Raw genomic sequence first — 16,882 nt, forward strand, 5'->3', positions numbered from 1 at the left:
ACTCCGAATCGATAAACAATGGCATTATAAACCAGGGCAACAGCCGGCAAGGCAGAGTCGTCCAGTCGGTAGGTGTCAAAATGCCCGCTAACCAGCGGCGAATTCGATATGCCGACAAATAATTTCACAGGGAGAAATGGCCGGCGCACGCGTGGATAACTCGCTAGCGCCTGTTTTTTCTAAATGACCGACAAATTCCAGCAAACAGCTATCGGACAATTTGCCGAGTACGACATTGTTATCCAGCCCCTCTTGGCGCTCGGTTGAGCGCCGCATTAAAAAGGTAGGCACGTTCAAATACGACAACTCTTCTTGATTGCTGCCGCCATCGGTAATCACAAAGGTGCTGGCAGCCAGCAAGTGCACAAAATTCACGTAGCCGGTACGCTTGCGCACACTAATGTTCGGGTTAGTTTTCAGCGCTTCCAACAACTGCATTTTTTGTAAACGCTTCTCGGTACTGGGATGCAGAACGAATATCAAATAATACGAACGCGATATTTCGGTGATTTGTTGAATTATTTTCTTTAGCCTATTCGGATTAAACAGATTTTCGAAGCGATGTATCGATATTATTCCAAACGTTTGTTCCGGAATAGGACAGCTATCGTCGCCCGGAAGCGCCAATGCATAGTTTAAGGCATCCCACAAGGTATTATTTTCGGTATTGACCTTTATACATGAATATCGACTCAAATTATCCAAGGCCCACTGACCGGGACAAAAAGCGATATCCGTCAACGTGAAAGTAACTAACCGATTAATTTCTTCCGGAAACGGTTCTAGTAGATTGAAAGAACGCAAGCCGGATTCGATATGACCTACTTTGATACCGAGCCGCTTCGCCAACAAGGCGCCAATTACCGTAGAAAACGTATCGCCGTGTACCAAAACGATATTTTGGCCCGCCGCATAGTCTTGATAATCAGGCAAAAGTTGCGCAGGTTTTAAGATTATCTGCGAGAACAATCCAATCAACCAACGCACGGCATGCGCAATGGATTTGACTTCTTCCTTACTGCTATACAGATAATGCCAAGCAACGTCTAAATTAAAATCTTGCAAAATTTCGGCTAAACTTTCTTTATGCTGCCCGGTATGCACCAGGGTAAAAGCATAGTTTTTGCTTTGCATTTGCTTGATTAAGGGCGCCATTTTTATCAGCTGGGCGCGAGTACCTAGTATAACGTATATCATACTAATTAATTTAATCGTCTGTGTTTTTATAATGCAACGATGATATTTGCTCCGAGACGATACCGATCAAAAATATAATCAAAGAAGCCAATATTAATACCGCTCCCATATTAGTGAATCGGCTCAATGTAATATACGTATAGGTGTAATACAAAATTCCGGTAATAAACGTCAATCCGCTAATCGGCAAAAACAAGCGCATCGGCGAAAACAGCGCACCGATTTTTAAGATAATGATAAAAAAACGAGTGCCGTCTTTCAAAACCCGCAAGTGGCTTTTGCCCTGACGCTTGCCGGCATGAATCGGCACGTAGGCGACCGGAAACCCGGAGCGGAAAAACGCCATCGTGCTGGTGGTGGGATAAGAAAATCCGTTCGGCAGCAAATACAGAAATTTACGGAATTTATGCGCCCTTACGGCGCGAAACCCCGAGGTCAAATCCTCGATTCTATGCCCGGTCATCAGCGAGGCCAATTTGTTGTAAAACGAATTACCAACCCGCCGCGCCCAGGAAGCATGCGAGCTTACATGCCTGGCGCCGATAGCCATGTCGTAGCCTTGCCCTAACTTAGCCAGCAAGGCCGGCACGTCGGCCGGATCGTGTTGGCCGTCGGCATCCATGAACACCAAAATGTCGCCCGAAGCATTTCTCGCACCGGTTTTTACCGATGCCCCGTTGCCCTGACTATAAGGATGTCGAATCACCCGTGCCGCATATTGCGTTGCAATCGTTGCAGTCTCATCGCTGGAACCGTCGTCGACCACCAATAATTCGGCGTCCGGAAAATACAGCGACAGGATTTGCAGTACTTGGCCGATATTATCCGCTTCGTTTTTTGCCGGCAGTATGATGCTGAGTTTAGATGGCTGTGTCACGGAGTATTTCGACCGGTAAAGAATCAATGACCCCGGCGGCGTTACGCTGCCGGTTCGGATTTGAGAAAGTCGCTGGCAATCTTCAAACTGTTTGCCACGACCTGATGCATATCATAGTAAATATACTGACCGCAGCGGCCGATAAAGGTCATATTGGCTAGCGATTTGGCCAACTCTTGATATTGCGCATATAGGCGCTGCGGCCAACCGTCTACCGTCTTCACCGGATAATAGCGTTCGTAGCGATTGTCTTCGTAGCCGCACGGAATTTCCCGGGTCAATAGGCTTTTGTTCGCCCCCAAATCGCAACCCGGATACAGCCGCCATTCGGTTTGCCTAGTATAAACCCCTTGATCAGTGAAATTGACGGTAGGCACGGGTTGCGTCAGCTCGTCCACTACACGGTGTTCGAATTTGATCGAACGATAAGGCAACGCACCGAAACATTGCTCGAAATACACGTCTATGGGCATGGAATTGAATACATGCAGGTAATCGGCTTCCATCGCTTTTTCGAACCGGCAATTCAACCTGACTTCGATTGCCGCATGGTCCAGCATGTTATCGATCAGACTGAGATAACCGTTTTTCGGCATGGCCTGGAAACGGTCGTTGAAATAATCGCAGTTGTCGTCGTAACGTACCGGTAGCCTTTGCAAGACGGAAACCGGCAATTCCTCCAGCCTCAATCCCCACATTTTATAGGTGTAACGCCCGAAAAACAGATCGGTCAGATACGGGCCGAACAAATTTTCGGCCACTTCCCGAGCATTGGCGGGCCGCAGGTGACGCACACATTGCGTGGCCAAAAACGCCTTTACCTCTGCTTCGTGTTGCAGCGACAACGCAAACAAACGGTTTAAGGTTAAACGATTGATCGGCAGCGGCACGTAGCCGATGCTTTCCACCCACGCTTCCACTTTGTGCCGATAGGGCAGCCATTCGGTAAAGCGGGAAAGGTAATCGAAGATGCCTTGGTCGTTGGTATGAAAAATATGCGGACCGTAGCGGTGCACCCGCAACTTGAGGTTCTCGTCAATCGGGTCGAACGCGTTACCGGCAACATGATTGCGGCTATCGATGACATCAACGGCGTAGCGACCGCTATCGGCCAGTTCACGAGCCACCGTTGCCCCCGCGAACCCGGCCCCGACCACCAGGACGCGCTTCATGTTTGCAACCAAGCCGCCAATTTTTCCGCCTGCTCGGCCCAGGTAGGGATGGGCAAATCGACGGATTCGGGATGGGCCAACAGATCGAGGATCTTGGTTGACAGGTCTTCGACGCTATCCGGCTGATAAAGACAGCGTGGGTAGTTCTGAAACAATTGTGCCAGCGCGCCAACCCGCGCTGCCAATACCGGCGTTTTGCAAGCCAAGATTTCGTATGTCTTCTGCGGAAAGGCGTAACGCCCGAAATCGCTGTCTCGCATACAGATCACCGCCAAATCGAGCGCGTTATAAAACACCGGAATATCTTGATGCGCTAGCATTCCTAAATAATGAATCCTAGGATGCGCAGGTATAGGACAGGCATTATCGGTAGGACCCGCCAAGACCAAATGCAGCAGCAAATCGCTTTCGGCAAGTTGCAAGAAACTGCGGTAAAGCAGGTCAATCCCACGAGACGAATCCAAGGCGCCGGCAATTCCGATTAACGTTCCTTGAACCGGTAGCTTCAGTTTTTCTCGACATGCCTGCTTGTTCAGCGGGATGAAGTCGCCACCTGAAATCGTGCTTTCTAGCGTTATTACGTTGGGATGTTGGTAGCGTTGACGGATATAGTCAGCGAGTGCATCGCTAACGCAGCAAATGCCTTTAGCTCCTTTAACCGCGCGACGATACAGCCACAAAACTCCGGGTAATTTAGCTAAGCCAAAACTTTCATAATTATCGTATAAATCGAGATAATAGGGTCGCCTATAAACCCAAGCAGTCAGCATTGCAAATGTAGCCAGCAAACAGTCGGAACTGCCGATAACAATATCATGACGAGCAAATATTACGCTATTGAATACTTTAATAAAATCGATAATAGAACCAATAAAAAAACCGTAAAACCTTGATCTCGAATCTATCTCAACAACCTTAAGTTTCCGATTAATATGGTAATCCATGCAAACCGCCGTCATACTATTAGTAAACAATGACAACTCTAAAGGTAAATTAAATAATCGACCATAGCGATCATCCAACACATCTTTACCCATATATCTGCGCTTGCACAGAAACAAGACATTCATTTTTTACAAGAAAATATCATAGCCATGATGAAGCGATTTTCATAAGCACTTTTTACCATAATACTTAAATTGCAGCACAAACCAGTGCCACGGAGAAACGATACAAGACGCAGTCAACGCAGCCAATCTTATTACCTGCTCTTGCATACAATCTATAACAGAAATTTTCTCCAGCTTACTACCTGCCACCCGATAAATTGTTTTAGCATAAAATAGTGAAAGAAAACTATACGACTTACCTATAATAATGCTCGAATACACATCATCAATTGCAACACGAACGTTTGACCGAGAAAAAAGCCGCAAATAATGTGCGTATTTTTTAGGCATAAAAAACTGCAAATTCGAATTAAATTTACTTATTAAATCTACAATTTTCAGCAATTCTCCAGCCCCATCTCCGACATCAATTAATACTTTATCACCCAGCGCGTCAAACTTAATAGAATCGATAGAATAAGACTCAAAAATTGCAGAACTTCGCTTACCTAAACATCCTTTGAGCGCATCATTCCTTGCTAAAATATAAACTTGATCAAGTGGCGTAAACTTAAGCCAACAGTGTAAATATATTAAGTAATTGATATAAACAATATAAACCAAACTCGCTAATTGTTTGCCGTGTTTAGGTGGGTATACAGCCAACATCGCCAATCGGTTACGTTTTCGATAATATTCTCGCCAGGGAACAATCGGCTTAGTTTCACTATAGTTATGTCGGATAACCGAAGCAGGTACGGCCCACAAAGTCCAACCCGCCTTTTTCGCCCTCAACCCCCATTCTACGTCGTCGTAAAACACAAACAAATCTGCAAAAGTGCCCACTTGCGCCAGGCATGACCGGCGAATCAACACTGAACATGCAGCCAAATAACCTACTTGATAGGGATTAGTTTCAGCCGGCACGCGCGGTTGACAAGAAAAATTTTGCCTTAACGCGCCAAGCCACGGCGAAATCTCTCCTCCGATTTCCTGAACGGTATTCCGATCATGGTACAAACAAATTTGCGAGCCGACTGCTCCAGCCGAAACATGCGCGTCCAAGCAGTCGATTAAAGGACCTAGCGCACCTTTTTCGACAATAACATCGTTATCCAGCAACCAAACATATTCGATTTCCGGCCTAGTCAGGGCGACACGCATTCCTGCTGAAAAGCCGCCTGCCCCGCCTAGATTTTCGGCATGCTGCAAAATTTCAACTGATGGAAAATTCGCTTTGATATACTCAACGCTTCCATCGCTTGAAGCGTTATCCACCAGCAAAAGCTGACCATTAATAGGAGCGAGCTCATTCAAAACTGAAGACACGCTTGCAGGCAAAAATTCTTTTCCATTCCAATTGACCATGACGGCCAGTATTCTAGGCGCTATAAACGGCGTGATATTGCTCATCTAAGTAGTAATTTATTAGCCAAGCGCTGTCCAAATAATAATGACCTCATAATCACCCGAATCCAAGGTGGCGACAATGCAATTGCCCCCTCAACCCAATAGCACCCTAATTGCATATTCCCCTTAAATCCCATTTCATATCGTATTAGATTTAATAGATTTGTAAGACTGATGGGCACCCCTATTTTCAAATAGCAACTCATCTTATGCGACTGATCTAACACAAGCGGAACCCAGTTAATCGATTTTACCGCTTCCGCCGAAGGGTACTTTAAAAATCGAATTACGGCTGACCGTATCGTTCTATCCATCGATATGTCGGGATTGCGCCAAACTCCAAGAAGAGCACTTTCCTTGGCAAACTCAAGGCAAAGCGAGTGAAGAAATTCAGCGTATGCGGAAAGTTGAATATCTTGACTTTCCGACACAAAAACAGGACTAGTCCACCCTTTTGACACCTTGTAACCGGCAACCGAAGAATGTGTCGACGCGGTAAATATGTGCTCAATTATTAAGCCACGTTTAACAATAATATCTTCGGAACCTCGAAAATAGGAATGGCAACTTCCCTCCGCCGCCGACTCTACCACGGACTCGGCTAAACCCAAATAGTATCCTTTTGCACGGCAAGACCAACCCAACGAAGAAAAAATGCGATTCAGCGCTGTTTGACAATTAAGCCGCCATCCAACATCTACGATAGCCCAATTCCCGTCCTGGTTTAGATTTTCTTGTTGAAAGTATTTCTGAACGTTTACTAACGCCGATTTCGCCTTGTCCATGATAAGGACTCGAATTTCTTGGTTATGTAAAACGAATAATCTAAATTGCTCCAGGCGCTCTACCGAAAGCGCGCTTTGATAATCGTATGCCCCAAACTCAGTGCCGCATAAAAGCTCATCTACTTCATCCCGCGAAAAATTGAATCTCGCCAATATGTCGTATATCGCAGTGGAACCGTTTCGTGAAAAGGCCCAGTCAATGTTCTCCAGGGCGTCACCCAGTATCGAAGGAAGGAACCATGCTTGTCGTGAACCATATAAATACTTGATTTCCGGCCCATCTTGAACAACGCTCAATTCTTTTGCAATTTTATAAAGAATTTCTCCATCCCTAGAAACAAAATAAAGCCGCTCAATTCCATGAGATCGAGCGCTACGAAGCACCCACGCTGTAAAAGCCGTTAACACAGGAGCAATTAATCCGGTTACGACAGGTACGCTTTCTGTGAATGGTCCGGGGTTGCTTCCATGCTTGAGTCTGATTATACGTTGCAGCCCGACGATTTTCGATAAATTCGGGCTCAAATCAGTTTTGACTAAAAAACGTTCGTATTCAGTTAGTTTAGCGCTACCGACATAAGTGGCGACAATTCCAAATCGAGACGGCACTTTAATATCCGAATAGAGGTTATCCCCGAAATGACTTATATCTGAGGGTAAAACTCCCTCTTTATCTAAAACATATTTGTATAGGGAACCATGATGCTTGGACAACCCGATATCTCCCGAAACATAAACAGAATCGTTCTGTTCGGCTAAACCGCTTTTAATCAGGCAAGCCCTAATAAAAGAAGTAGGTAGATACATATCGGAAATAAACAATATACTGACCCCTCTCCGTCTAGCATCAGCAATAATGCGAGCAACATAGGGATTTGGCCTAGCAGCTTGCATTTCCAACTCCAACTCGATATTCATGGCAGTTTGAATATCAATTTTGAAAGGCAACAAATCGCTGAAATGATAATATATGTCGGATAGCCTTATATCTTCCCTATAATATCGTAAAGTACGCCTTGCCACCTTTTCCGCTTTGATTCTTAAAAGTGCGATATGATTTATGTCGTGCTTGCAGGTGTCGAAAACAAATTGACTGATCAAGGTACGAGCTAAATCATAGAATAGATCAATAGGATAAGCGGTCGAACGAATTAACGCAGTATCAAACACGTCAAATGAATATACCTCGCTCATTCATCCACCAAAGAATGATATAATTTTAAATACTTCGTTATAAGTATATTTTCATTAAAACTATTTTCTACTTTCAATCTAGCCGCCTTACCCCACGATATTCGCTTTTCTACATTGTCTATCGCGAATCGTAACGCAGCTACTAATTCAGAAACGTTCTTAGGCCTAACAAGCAAACCAGTTGAATTATGATCAATTAGCTCCGGTAATCCACCGACCGAAAAAGCAATGGTAGGAGTGGCAGTCGCCATCGTTTCAAGCACCGAATTCGGACAGTTGTCTGCTAGCGTAGGAAACAAGAATATATCGGCTGCTGAGTAATATTGTGCGAGCAAAATATCGTCCTGAATATAGCCGGTAAAATGTATATTTAAACCTTTAAACTCATCACTAATATTTTTTGGCGGACTGCCAATGGCAAGAATATAAGGAGGCGGATCAATATGTCTTAATGCCTCCAACGCATAGTTAAGTCCTTTAAATTTATTGTTCAACTCCATTGATCCGATTAGCACAATAAACTGGTCTACTGGAAGCTGTAAAATTTGTCTAATAGTAACCTTATCCAAAGGCCTAAATAAATTAATATTTACTGAATTATAGATTACAGCGGGCTTTTCTTCGAAAAACCCAGACGACATGGCTTGCTCCGCCATCCAATTGGATGGCACAACTGGGATAAACAGATTTTGCCTTGCGGTAGTCCGCTTGAATCTCCGTACAAAACCCGTTCTATCAATTGAAGTCAATAAAGGCCATTGACCCAATTGCGGACAATTACCACAATCATTCATATAAGCCGTACATTCTAGAGGATATATACAGCCGCCGGTAAATGGCGAGCAATCCCTAAATGTCCATACGACCCTAGTATGTTTAGCCAACCACCTTAAAGCTATCGGTGAAAAAGTGATAGTAATATCGTTAAAATGATATATATCGTAGTCAACTTCTTTGCGATAGATATGAAAAAAAATTTCAGGAGTAATAAAATCAGGCAAACCGATCCTTCGAGACAGATATAGGCAAGATCTATAAAACATTTGACCGAAAAACTCACCGTGAAGCTTACGCATACTAGGCAACCAACGTTTACTCGGATAACCTAGCCAGTGATGAGCAACATGACCGTTTTGAATTAATAACCTCGTTAGTGTCTCCGCGCTTCGGCCTGCACCTCCACCGGAAGCATCTGATTTGCTTATAACGGCGACCAATAATTTTTTCATTAGTGGTTATGCTTATCTACTACCGATTGATAAAATTCCAACAGCCTACCAATCCTATCTTCAGCAACAACCTTTTTCATGTTCTGCCGAATGTAATTTTTCATTAATTTCAATTCTTCCGGCGAAAGTGACAGCAACTTATGAATAGCTTTTTTCAATGATTCTGGATCAGAATTTTCAGCCAAAAATCCAGTTCTTCCATCTATGATCATTTCCTCCAGACTTGATTCATACGTGCCAATGACTGGCGTCTCCAGAAATAGCGCCTCAAGGCAGGCATTTGGATAATTATCTAACTTTGATGGAATCAATACCGCTTTAGCATTCATAATAAAGGGAAATAATTGAATTCTATTAAGCGGCGAAAAAAAAAATAAGCGTTCTAAAACCGAAATATCACATTTGCTTTTAATATAACTTTGCCACGTTGTATGCCCTATTTGATCCAAGCCTACGCCATTGTCCTGGCCTATAAATACAAAACTAATATGATTGTACCGATCTAGGATACTGCCAACTGCATCAGCTATTACATCTATACCTTTTATAGGGTCAAACTGATTGAAATACAAAATGTACTCAAGCTCGACTCCACTCTTATCATAAACTGTATAATCAAGAACAATGTTACCCGGCTCGACTACTGTATAGATAGTCTCTATCTCTACCTTCGTCTTTCTATATGTCAATTCAGAAGTACTTTTACATGGCGAAAAAACTGCGGCGGATTTATTTAACTTGTAAATCGTGAACATATGATTTAAGCAATCTATAATTTTCCTCTGCTTTAAATGAGCGAAATACGCCGGTGGAAAACAAGACAAGCGACAAACGACAGGAGCTCTATTAAACTTTCTTAAAATATATAGCCCTAACACCTCTCCATAAGGCAAGATTGGAATTTGAACAATATCGAATGGAGTACTTTTGTCTATTACTGAAAACCCCAAAAAAAGCCGTCTATCGACCAATATCCCTACAAGAAATTGGCATAGTATTCTTAATAAAGGAACATCGTTAATCCAGTTTGAAAACTTAATTGTCGCATCTATTTCGTAGATATGTACCTCATTATCTTTCCAATAATAATTTCTATTTGACAACAAGATTATATAAGCTTCATGACCTTTAGATGCCAAAAAATACGACGTTTTCTTTAAATAAGCTGCCAAACCGCCATGCGGAGTTTTCTCGGTTGGATATTCGGAGGTAATAAACGCAATTCGCATTATAATTATCTCTTGCTCAACCACGCTTGAAACATCAGCACATTCCAAAGGAGATATTCATGATTATCGCCAGCCAAATGAGCTTTCCATAATTGCTGAATATAGCCTGGATTCAAAAATTCGTTTTTCTGAATGCTCCGCTGGTCCAAAAGACTTTCAGCCCAATCTCTGAGACTCGTTCTGAGCCATTGACCTATGGGAACTCCAAATCCCATTTTGGGACGTTGAAACAAGTGCTCAGGCACATATTCGTTCAGCAACTTTCTCAATATCAATTTCCCTTGTTTTTTATCAACCTTTAAATCTAAAGGGAGTCGCCATGCCTGTGAATATATCCGATGATCAAGCAGCGGAACGCGAACCTCCAATCCGACAGCCATACTAGCACGATCAACTTTGGTTAATATGTCATTGGGAAGATAATCGGTAGTGTCTAATAATTGGAACTCTTCGATGTAATTATTAAAATGGCGATTGTACAGGGCTTCTCTATCGATATTATTACTTATTTCTTTGCTCACCAGTAAGTTATAGTCTCCCTGCCATTGCATCATATTTTTTAAATACGTTTCAATAGGATTGGCGGATACCCTATCGGCGTATCGATGTGCCTTATAACCTAAGTTCGTTATTTTTAGTTTCGAAGGCATACTCCGCGAAATTACATCCCAGGTTCTTTTATCAATTTTTTTAATATTATTCCCAATAATGCGTCTCAATTTTTGATTAAGGAATGGCAGCATCAAAGGACTATTATGTACAAAATATCGGTCATATCCGGCGAAAATCTCGTCGCCGCCATCACCTGAAAGAGCGACGGTAACTTCCTGTCGGGTTAATTTCGAAAGAAACAATGTTGGAATTTGTGAGGAGTCGGCAAAAGGTTCATCATAAACACCTCCTAATTCTTCAACAATTGACAAGCCTTGAGTCGAAGTCATATAGGCTTCAGTGTGGTCAGTCCCAAGGTATTGAGCAATTTCTTTTGCGTAGTTGGCTTCGTTATAAGACGTTTCCTCAAAGCCTATAGAAAAAGTCCGAATTCGTTTGATACTTGATGATTGCATAATTGCTACAACCAGCGAAGAGTCTATTCCTCCGGATAAAAACGCACCGACTGGTACGTCGCTAACAGTTGTTATATTCACTGCGTTATTAATCAATTTTTCCATTTGATCAATATAATCACTGGCGTTACGGTATCTTATGCTTTGTTTTTGCCGCAAGGCTTCTTCCAGTGCATCCCAATATATTATTTCTTTATATGTAAAATCGCTATTAAATTTAATCATACTGCCAGGCTTTACTTTTACCGCACCCTTATATATCGAACAATTACTAGCCACATAACCGTGCTTAAGAAAACTAGACACTGCATCAATATCAACTTCACTCTGAAACCCGGGATAATATTTGAACGTTTTAACCTCTGAGCCAAAAAGTATAACCCGTGAGTTTAAGTACATGTACAAAGGCTTTATCCCAAATCGATCTCTTACTAGATAAAGTTCGCGACTTTTTATATTCCAAACTGCAAACGCAAACATTCCAATTAGTTTTTTAGCCGTTTGCTCCACTCCCCATTCAGCGCATGCCTCCAATATCACCTCAGTATCCGAATGACCTTTGCACCATCTACCGATCGCTTCTAACTCCCTTTTTATTTCCTCAGTATTATATACTTCTCCATTATATGAAATTATAAGTTGTTTACAACTTGACAACATAGGTTGGCGCCCTAATTCCGACAAGTCACGAATAGCCAGTCTACGATGACCTAGAGCCAGTGAATTGTTATTATCTATCCAGACACCGCGACCGTCAGGCCCTCGATTTTCGAGCGCATCCGTCATACAATTAATAATATTTTCAAGCTCAACCCGTGACAAGCTTGAGCTTCGTACCCACAGGCCGGATATTCCACACATTTTGCTAATTAGTTTTTTCGATTACGATTATTAAATTTTCACTTTAATTGGCGCAAAGTTTCCCAACACAACTATTCTTTACAATTTAATATTTGAAGTATTCCTTATATTCCACTCGCACTTCATAGTAATTACCCCTGTTCTTCCACCACGCGTACTATTTGCCAGGCATGGGATATCGCCTGTTGTAAACTGTATATTATCTATACAATCTATAATGCCTGTATCAGGATGCCACAACAGCACTTTTACTCCATATGACTTGTTATGGAACATAATATTTCCAGGAATTATTACTCGTGCATGATACTCTCCAGACTGATCAGGTGTTTTCAGACCGGCATCTTCAGGAAACGATCCAAATATTTGATTTTTATATTCATCCAGTAATGCGACAGTAATTTTCATTTCGTTTACAGGCTTTGCGATAACAAAACACATATCAATAAACGTATCGTTATTTGGAAATATCACATTAAGTTGAGTATCTGTGGAGTTAGTCACTTTGATTGATGTTATTTGCGCATCTTTGTCGTGTTCATATTGCTTTCTTGTCCATTCGAGGTACTCTTTAGCGCTACCTAGTGTGGCTAGGTAATCTCGGCAAGCCTCGTTAGATGTTTTCTGGCTTATCATTTCACCGTAGGCCAACAGGATGCATGTGGTACATAGCTGTTGAATAAAAGACAGGTTGTGGCTAACGAAAATGACAGTTCTTCCGCTATGTCCTATTTCCTCCATCTTACCTAGACACTTCGCTTGGAATTTTGCATCGCCTACAGCAAGCACTTCGTCAATTATGAGAACTTCCGGCTCCAAATGCGCCGCAACCGCAAATGCCAGCCTGACATACATCCCGGACGAATAATGCTTGACCGGCGTATCCAAAAACCTTTCCACTTCAGCAAACTCAACTATTTCGTCGAACTTACGTTGAATTTCATGCTTGCGCATACCGAGAATCGCGCCATTTAGATAGATATTTTCCCGGCCGGTCAGTTCGGGGTGAAAACCGGTCCCGACCTCGAGCAAACTTGACACCCGCCCGTTGATGACGACTTTTCCCGTCGTCGGGTGAGTGATCCGGCTTAGTATCTTAAGCAGGGTGGATTTTCCCGCGCCGTTTCTACCGATAATGCCAACTCTATCGCCTTGCTCGATCTCGAAATTGAGGTCTCTTAACGCCCAAAATTCTTCCCGGCTTTGCGCCGTTTCGATACTTGCAAAAGGATGAACGATGCGGCTGCCGAGTCGGCTGATGCCACTAGTGAGTTTTTCCGCCAGGGTTTGATAGGTGTACCTGCTCTGTTGCTGATGTTGAATGCAGTAACTCTTACCCAGATTTTCGACTTTGATCGCGACACTCATGTAATAAAGGCCAAGCTGTTACAGACTATCGGCAAACTGGCGTTCGGTGCGCATAAAATACCGATAGCCGATCAAAAAAAGCAGGATGGAAACGCCTGTCGACAACCCAAAGCGCTGCCAGTCCAACTGCACCGAATCGCCAATCACCATCCAGCGGAAACCGTCGATAACGCCTACCATGGGATTCAGGGAATAGAGGGAGCGCCATTGTTCAGGTATCACCCGGCTGCTGAAGCCGACCGGAGAGATATACAGCCCGATTTGCACTAAAAACGGAACGACGTAACGGAAATCCCGATACTTGACGTTCAACGCCGATATGAGATAACCGAGCCCTAATGCCGTGATAGCGGCCAGCAGCAGAAAACCCGGTAACAGCACTATCGCAAGCGAAGGTACGAAACGGTACCACGCCATCATTACTATCAATAGCGCGAAGGAAATGAAAAAATCGACCGTATTGACCAACAATGGCGCAGTCGGCGCGATGATTCGTGGGAAGTAAACCTTGCTGATCATCGCCGAATTGTTGACGACCGCGTTTGCGGCTTCGCTCAGCGTGTTGGCAAAGAAGTACCAAGGCAGCATCGCGGTGAAAACCATGATCGCGTAGGGTGCTTCGCCCTCACTCGGCATTTTGGCGAGGCGTCCGAACACCACGGTAAACACCAACATCGTTAACAGCGGCCGTAATATCGCCCAGGTTGCACCGATTGCGGTTTGCTTGTAACGCACTTTAAGATCGCGCCAGGCTAAAAAATAGAATAAATCCCGGTACTCCCACAATTCGCGACCGGCATCGCTGATGGTTTTCTGCGGGGTGATAACTGTCTGCTGATATTGGTGCATTCGTCAAGTCGAAGGGATATTCTCAAATGCGCATAAGGCGCGCAACCTTGTTGGGGCATTTCAAGTTTAGCGGAGCGACTAACAATGCCGGCTACACAGTTAAAGCCCGCTATCGGTCTATCTTTCATCGTTGGGCACGCCCAAAGCTACTTTTTTGCTATCCGTGCTGGCCGAATTAGCCATCGGCGCTGATTACTGGACAACTCTAGTCGGTTTTTCACACAATAGGGCCCGCTATCTACAGTAATTTTTTCTCACCCTCTTTTAACTCCTTAGTATTTGTGATGCAAACCCCAACCATCGTCATATACGGCATCAAAAACTGCGATAGCGTAAAGAAAGCGCGCTCTTGGTTCGATGGCCGTAATCTTGCCTATCATTTCCACGATTACCGGACCGACGGTTTGGACGCGGAGTTATTACGGCAATTCGTCGCTACCCTCGGCCTGGATGCGGTGTTGAATCAACGTAGCACCAGCTGGCGGCAGCTAAGCGAAGACAGCAAACGCGACCTCACCCCGGAAAAAGCCTTACAGCTGATGCTGGAAACCCCGACTTTAATCAAAAGGCCGATCGTTTCCATCGACGAACGCCTGTTGGTCGGCTTTGATCCCGAACAAATCTCCGCACTGCTATGAGCGATACCCTGGAACTGTTACAACGCCTGATTCGACTGGAATCGGTCACCCCGGCCGATGCCGGCTGCCAAGACGTGTTGGCCGAATGCTTAACCCCTTTGGGTTTCGTCGATGAGCGTCTTCCATTTGCCGATACCGAAAATCAATGGTTGCGGCGTGGCACTCGCAGCCCCTTGTTCGTGTTTTTGGGCCATACCGATGTAGTTCCGCCCGGCCCGGCCGAGGCTTGGGGTTCTGCACCGTTCAAACCCAACATCCGCGACGGCAAACTATTCGGTCGCGGCACGGCCGACATGAAAGGCAGCATCGCCGCATTCGTCACTGCCGTCGAGCGCTTTCTGACTCGGCATCCCTCGCACAAAGGCTCGATCGCGGTGTTGATGACCAGCGACGAAGAAGGCATTGCCACCCACGGCGTCGTCAAAGTCGTCGAAGTTCTGGAGGCGCGGCGCGAGAAAATCGATTGGTGTTTGGTGGGAGAGCCTTCCAGCAGCAAAACCGTGGGGGACGTGATTCGAGTCGGTAGGCGCGGGTCCTTATGCGCCAAATTAACCGTGTTCGGCATCCAGGGCCATGTGGCCTATCCGGAATTGGCCGCTAATCCGATTCACGCCTTTGCTCCGGCTTTACAAGAATTGACCGCCGAAGTTTGGGATAACGGCAACGCCTTCTTTCCGCCCACCCGCTTGCAGGTTTCCAACATCAACGCCGGTACCGGCGCGGAAAACATTATTCCCGGTCAATTGGAGGCCTTATTTAACTTGCGTTTCAGTACCGAACTGAACGAAGAGGCCATCAAAGCCCGCACCCACGCCATCTTCGACAAATACGGCTTCGACTACCAAATAGACTGGCGCTTGTCGGGTAATCCGTTTTTAACCGGCTCCGGCGAATTGTTGCAGGCTACCCATACCGCAATCCGAACCGTTTGCGGTATCGAACCGATAGACGACACCGGCGGCGGCACCTCCGACGGCCGCTTCGTAGCGCCTACCGGCGCGCAAGTGATCGAACTGGGCCCCTGCAACGCCAGCATCCACAAAGTCGACGAACACATCGGCTTGGAGGAACTGGAAACCTTAAGCCGCATTTACGAGCAAATATTGATCAATTTGCTCGCTTGATTTTCTGCGTTTTCGTTTACGAGGAGTGACACATGAACTGCCACCAAGTGGATTACCAAATCGTCGGTCACGACATCCAGATGGTCGAAGTGGAATTGGACCCGGGCGAAACGGTGATTGCAGAAGCCGGCGCGATGACCTACATCGAACAGGACATCGATTTCGAAACCAAGATGGGCGACGGCTCCGGCGGCGTCATGGATAAATTGTTCGGCATCGGCAAAAGGATGCTGACCGGGGAGTCGGTGTTCCTGACCCATTTCACCAACAAGGGAAAACAAAAACGGCGGGCGGCATTTTCCGCGCCTTATCCGGGCTCGGTCATTGCGTTGAATCTAGAGGAGCTTGGCGAACAGGTGATTTGCCAGCGCAGCGCGTTTTTAGCGGCGGCCTTCGGCACCAAGGTGGATATTGCGTTCAACAAGCGCTTAGGCAGCGGTTTTTTCGGCGGCGAAGGATTTATCCTACAACGCTTGCGCGGCGACGGCATGGCATTCGTTCACGCCGGCGGCACGGTCATCCGCAAGGACCTGCGCAACGAAACCCTGCGCCTGGACACCGGTTGCCTGGTCGCGTTCTGCGGCGACATCGATTACAACATCGCTCTCAGCGGCGGCTTGAAAAGCATGTTGTTCGGCGGCGAAGGCTTGTTTTTGGCAACCATGAAAGGCACGGGCTCGGTGTGGGTGCAAAGTATGCCGTTTTCGCGGCTGGCGGAGCAGGTGATAGGTCATTTGCCGCCGGTTGGCGACCAAGGTTAAGTATTAGCCGAGTTTTGCCAATTGCCTGACCGACGCTTACACCGATCGGTCACGGGCCTGGACGTTTTCGGC

The 16,882-nt window shown here is 45.2% G+C and carries 14 protein-coding genes; 3 read left to right on the forward strand and 11 right to left on the reverse strand.

Annotation, left to right across the window (positions count from 1 at the left end; all coding sequences use genetic code 11):
• Nucleotides 1–87 precede the first annotated feature (87 nt).
• From AB0A83_RS20175 to AB0A83_RS20225, 11 genes are all read right to left on the reverse strand, one after another.
• Nucleotides 88–1,155, reverse strand: coding sequence for a UDP-N-acetylglucosamine 2-epimerase (locus tag AB0A83_RS20175; RefSeq protein WP_190303204.1), 1,068 nt, complete (start codon nucleotides 1,153–1,155; stop codon nucleotides 88–90).
• A 52-nt stretch (nucleotides 1,156–1,207) separates the two neighbouring features.
• Nucleotides 1,208–2,074, reverse strand: coding sequence for a glycosyltransferase family 2 protein (locus tag AB0A83_RS20180; RefSeq protein ID WP_367155046.1), 867 nt, complete (start codon nucleotides 2,072–2,074; stop codon nucleotides 1,208–1,210).
• A gap of 41 nt (nucleotides 2,075–2,115) precedes the next feature.
• Entirely contained in the window at nucleotides 2,116–3,246 is a 1,131-nt protein-coding gene (locus tag AB0A83_RS20185) for a UDP-galactopyranose mutase (RefSeq protein ID WP_150051624.1), read from the reverse strand.
• Entirely contained in the window at nucleotides 3,243–4,283 is a 1,041-nt protein-coding gene (locus AB0A83_RS20190) for a glycosyltransferase family 4 protein (RefSeq protein WP_367155048.1), read from the reverse strand. The genes AB0A83_RS20185 and AB0A83_RS20190 overlap by 4 nt, the downstream gene beginning before the upstream one ends.
• A gap of 72 nt (nucleotides 4,284–4,355) precedes the next feature.
• Nucleotides 4,356–5,708: a glycosyltransferase family 2 protein gene (locus tag AB0A83_RS20195; RefSeq protein ID WP_367155049.1), complete on the reverse strand. Its 1,353-nt coding sequence runs from the start codon at nucleotides 5,706–5,708 to the stop codon at nucleotides 4,356–4,358.
• Nucleotides 5,705–7,684 carry a hypothetical protein gene (locus AB0A83_RS20200; RefSeq protein WP_150051629.1) on the reverse strand — a complete coding sequence of 660 codons (1,980 nt, stop codon included), beginning with the start codon at nucleotides 7,682–7,684 and terminating at the stop codon, nucleotides 5,705–5,707. Before AB0A83_RS20200 ends, AB0A83_RS20195 begins: the two co-directional genes overlap by 4 nt.
• Complete coding sequence (locus tag AB0A83_RS20205; RefSeq protein ID WP_150051631.1) at nucleotides 7,681–8,913, reverse strand: glycosyltransferase; 1,233 nt, start codon at nucleotides 8,911–8,913, stop codon at nucleotides 7,681–7,683. The genes AB0A83_RS20200 and AB0A83_RS20205 overlap by 4 nt, the downstream gene beginning before the upstream one ends.
• The gene (locus AB0A83_RS20210) at nucleotides 8,913–10,142 is read right to left on the reverse strand and encodes a glycosyltransferase family 4 protein (RefSeq protein ID WP_367155050.1); all 1,230 of its coding nucleotides are present in this window, start codon (nucleotides 10,140–10,142) and stop codon (nucleotides 8,913–8,915) included. Before AB0A83_RS20210 ends, AB0A83_RS20205 begins: the two co-directional genes overlap by 1 nt.
• A 5-nt stretch (nucleotides 10,143–10,147) precedes the next feature.
• On the reverse strand, nucleotides 10,148–12,070 hold the full coding sequence (asnB, locus tag AB0A83_RS20215) for an asparagine synthase (glutamine-hydrolyzing) (RefSeq protein WP_367155051.1): 1,923 nt from the start codon (nucleotides 12,068–12,070) through the stop codon (nucleotides 10,148–10,150).
• A 78-nt stretch (nucleotides 12,071–12,148) separates the two neighbouring features.
• The gene (locus AB0A83_RS20220) at nucleotides 12,149–13,438 is read right to left on the reverse strand and encodes a polysaccharide ABC transporter ATP-binding protein (RefSeq protein WP_367155052.1); all 1,290 of its coding nucleotides are present in this window, start codon (nucleotides 13,436–13,438) and stop codon (nucleotides 12,149–12,151) included.
• Nucleotides 13,439–13,456: 18 nt separating this feature from the next.
• On the reverse strand, nucleotides 13,457–14,287 hold the full coding sequence (locus AB0A83_RS20225; protein WP_150051639.1) for an ABC transporter permease: 831 nt from the start codon (nucleotides 14,285–14,287) through the stop codon (nucleotides 13,457–13,459).
• A gap of 284 nt (nucleotides 14,288–14,571) precedes the next feature.
• On the opposite strand from AB0A83_RS20225, the gene AB0A83_RS20230 reads away from it, so the two are divergent.
• From AB0A83_RS20230 to AB0A83_RS20240, 3 genes are read left to right on the forward strand one after another with little or no spacing between them, the layout of a single operon-like run.
• Nucleotides 14,572–14,925, forward strand: coding sequence for an ArsC family reductase (locus tag AB0A83_RS20230; protein WP_367155053.1), 354 nt, complete (start codon nucleotides 14,572–14,574; stop codon nucleotides 14,923–14,925).
• Entirely contained in the window at nucleotides 14,922–16,049 is a 1,128-nt protein-coding gene (gene dapE, locus AB0A83_RS20235) for a succinyl-diaminopimelate desuccinylase (protein ID WP_367155055.1), read from the forward strand. Before AB0A83_RS20230 ends, dapE begins: the two co-directional genes overlap by 4 nt.
• Before the next feature lie 32 nt (nucleotides 16,050–16,081).
• Nucleotides 16,082–16,810, forward strand: a complete 729-nt coding sequence (locus AB0A83_RS20240) for a TIGR00266 family protein (RefSeq protein WP_367155056.1) — start codon at nucleotides 16,082–16,084, stop codon at nucleotides 16,808–16,810.
• Nucleotides 16,811–16,882: the final 72 nt, after the last annotated feature.

The organism is Methylomonas sp. HYX-M1 (assembly GCF_040741385.1).
GTDB lineage: Bacteria > Pseudomonadota > Gammaproteobacteria > Methylococcales > Methylomonadaceae > Methylomonas > Methylomonas rhizoryzae.

Bases quoted from the DNA above. Each gene is read 5' to 3' on its own strand.
- AB0A83_RS20210 (WP_367155050.1), bottom strand. From the start codon at position 10,142: ATGCGAATTGCGTTTATTACCTCCGAATATCCAACCGAGAAAACTCCG.
- AB0A83_RS20195 (WP_367155049.1), bottom strand. From the start codon at position 5,708: ATGAGCAATATCACGCCGTTTATAGCGCCTAGAATACTGGCCGTCATG.
- AB0A83_RS20220 (WP_367155052.1), bottom strand. From the start codon at position 13,438: ATGAGTGTCGCGATCAAAGTCGAAAATCTGGGTAAGAGTTACTGCATT.
- AB0A83_RS20200 (WP_150051629.1), bottom strand. From the start codon at position 7,684: ATGAGCGAGGTATATTCATTTGACGTGTTTGATACTGCGTTAATTCGT.
- AB0A83_RS20175 (WP_190303204.1), bottom strand. From the start codon at position 1,155: ATGGCGCCCTTAATCAAGCAAATGCAAAGCAAAAACTATGCTTTTACC.
- AB0A83_RS20185 (WP_150051624.1), bottom strand. From the start codon at position 3,246: ATGAAGCGCGTCCTGGTGGTCGGGGCCGGGTTCGCGGGGGCAACGGTG.
- AB0A83_RS20240 (WP_367155056.1), top strand. From the start codon at position 16,082: ATGAACTGCCACCAAGTGGATTACCAAATCGTCGGTCACGACATCCAG.
- AB0A83_RS20190 (WP_367155048.1), bottom strand. From the start codon at position 4,283: ATGGGTAAAGATGTGTTGGATGATCGCTATGGTCGATTATTTAATTTA.
- dapE (WP_367155055.1), top strand. From the start codon at position 14,922: ATGAGCGATACCCTGGAACTGTTACAACGCCTGATTCGACTGGAATCG.
- AB0A83_RS20205 (WP_150051631.1), bottom strand. From the start codon at position 8,913: ATGAAAAAATTATTGGTCGCCGTTATAAGCAAATCAGATGCTTCCGGT.
- AB0A83_RS20225 (WP_150051639.1), bottom strand. From the start codon at position 14,287: ATGCACCAATATCAGCAGACAGTTATCACCCCGCAGAAAACCATCAGC.
- AB0A83_RS20230 (WP_367155053.1), top strand. From the start codon at position 14,572: ATGCAAACCCCAACCATCGTCATATACGGCATCAAAAACTGCGATAGC.
- asnB (WP_367155051.1), bottom strand. From the start codon at position 12,070: ATGTGTGGAATATCCGGCCTGTGGGTACGAAGCTCAAGCTTGTCACGG.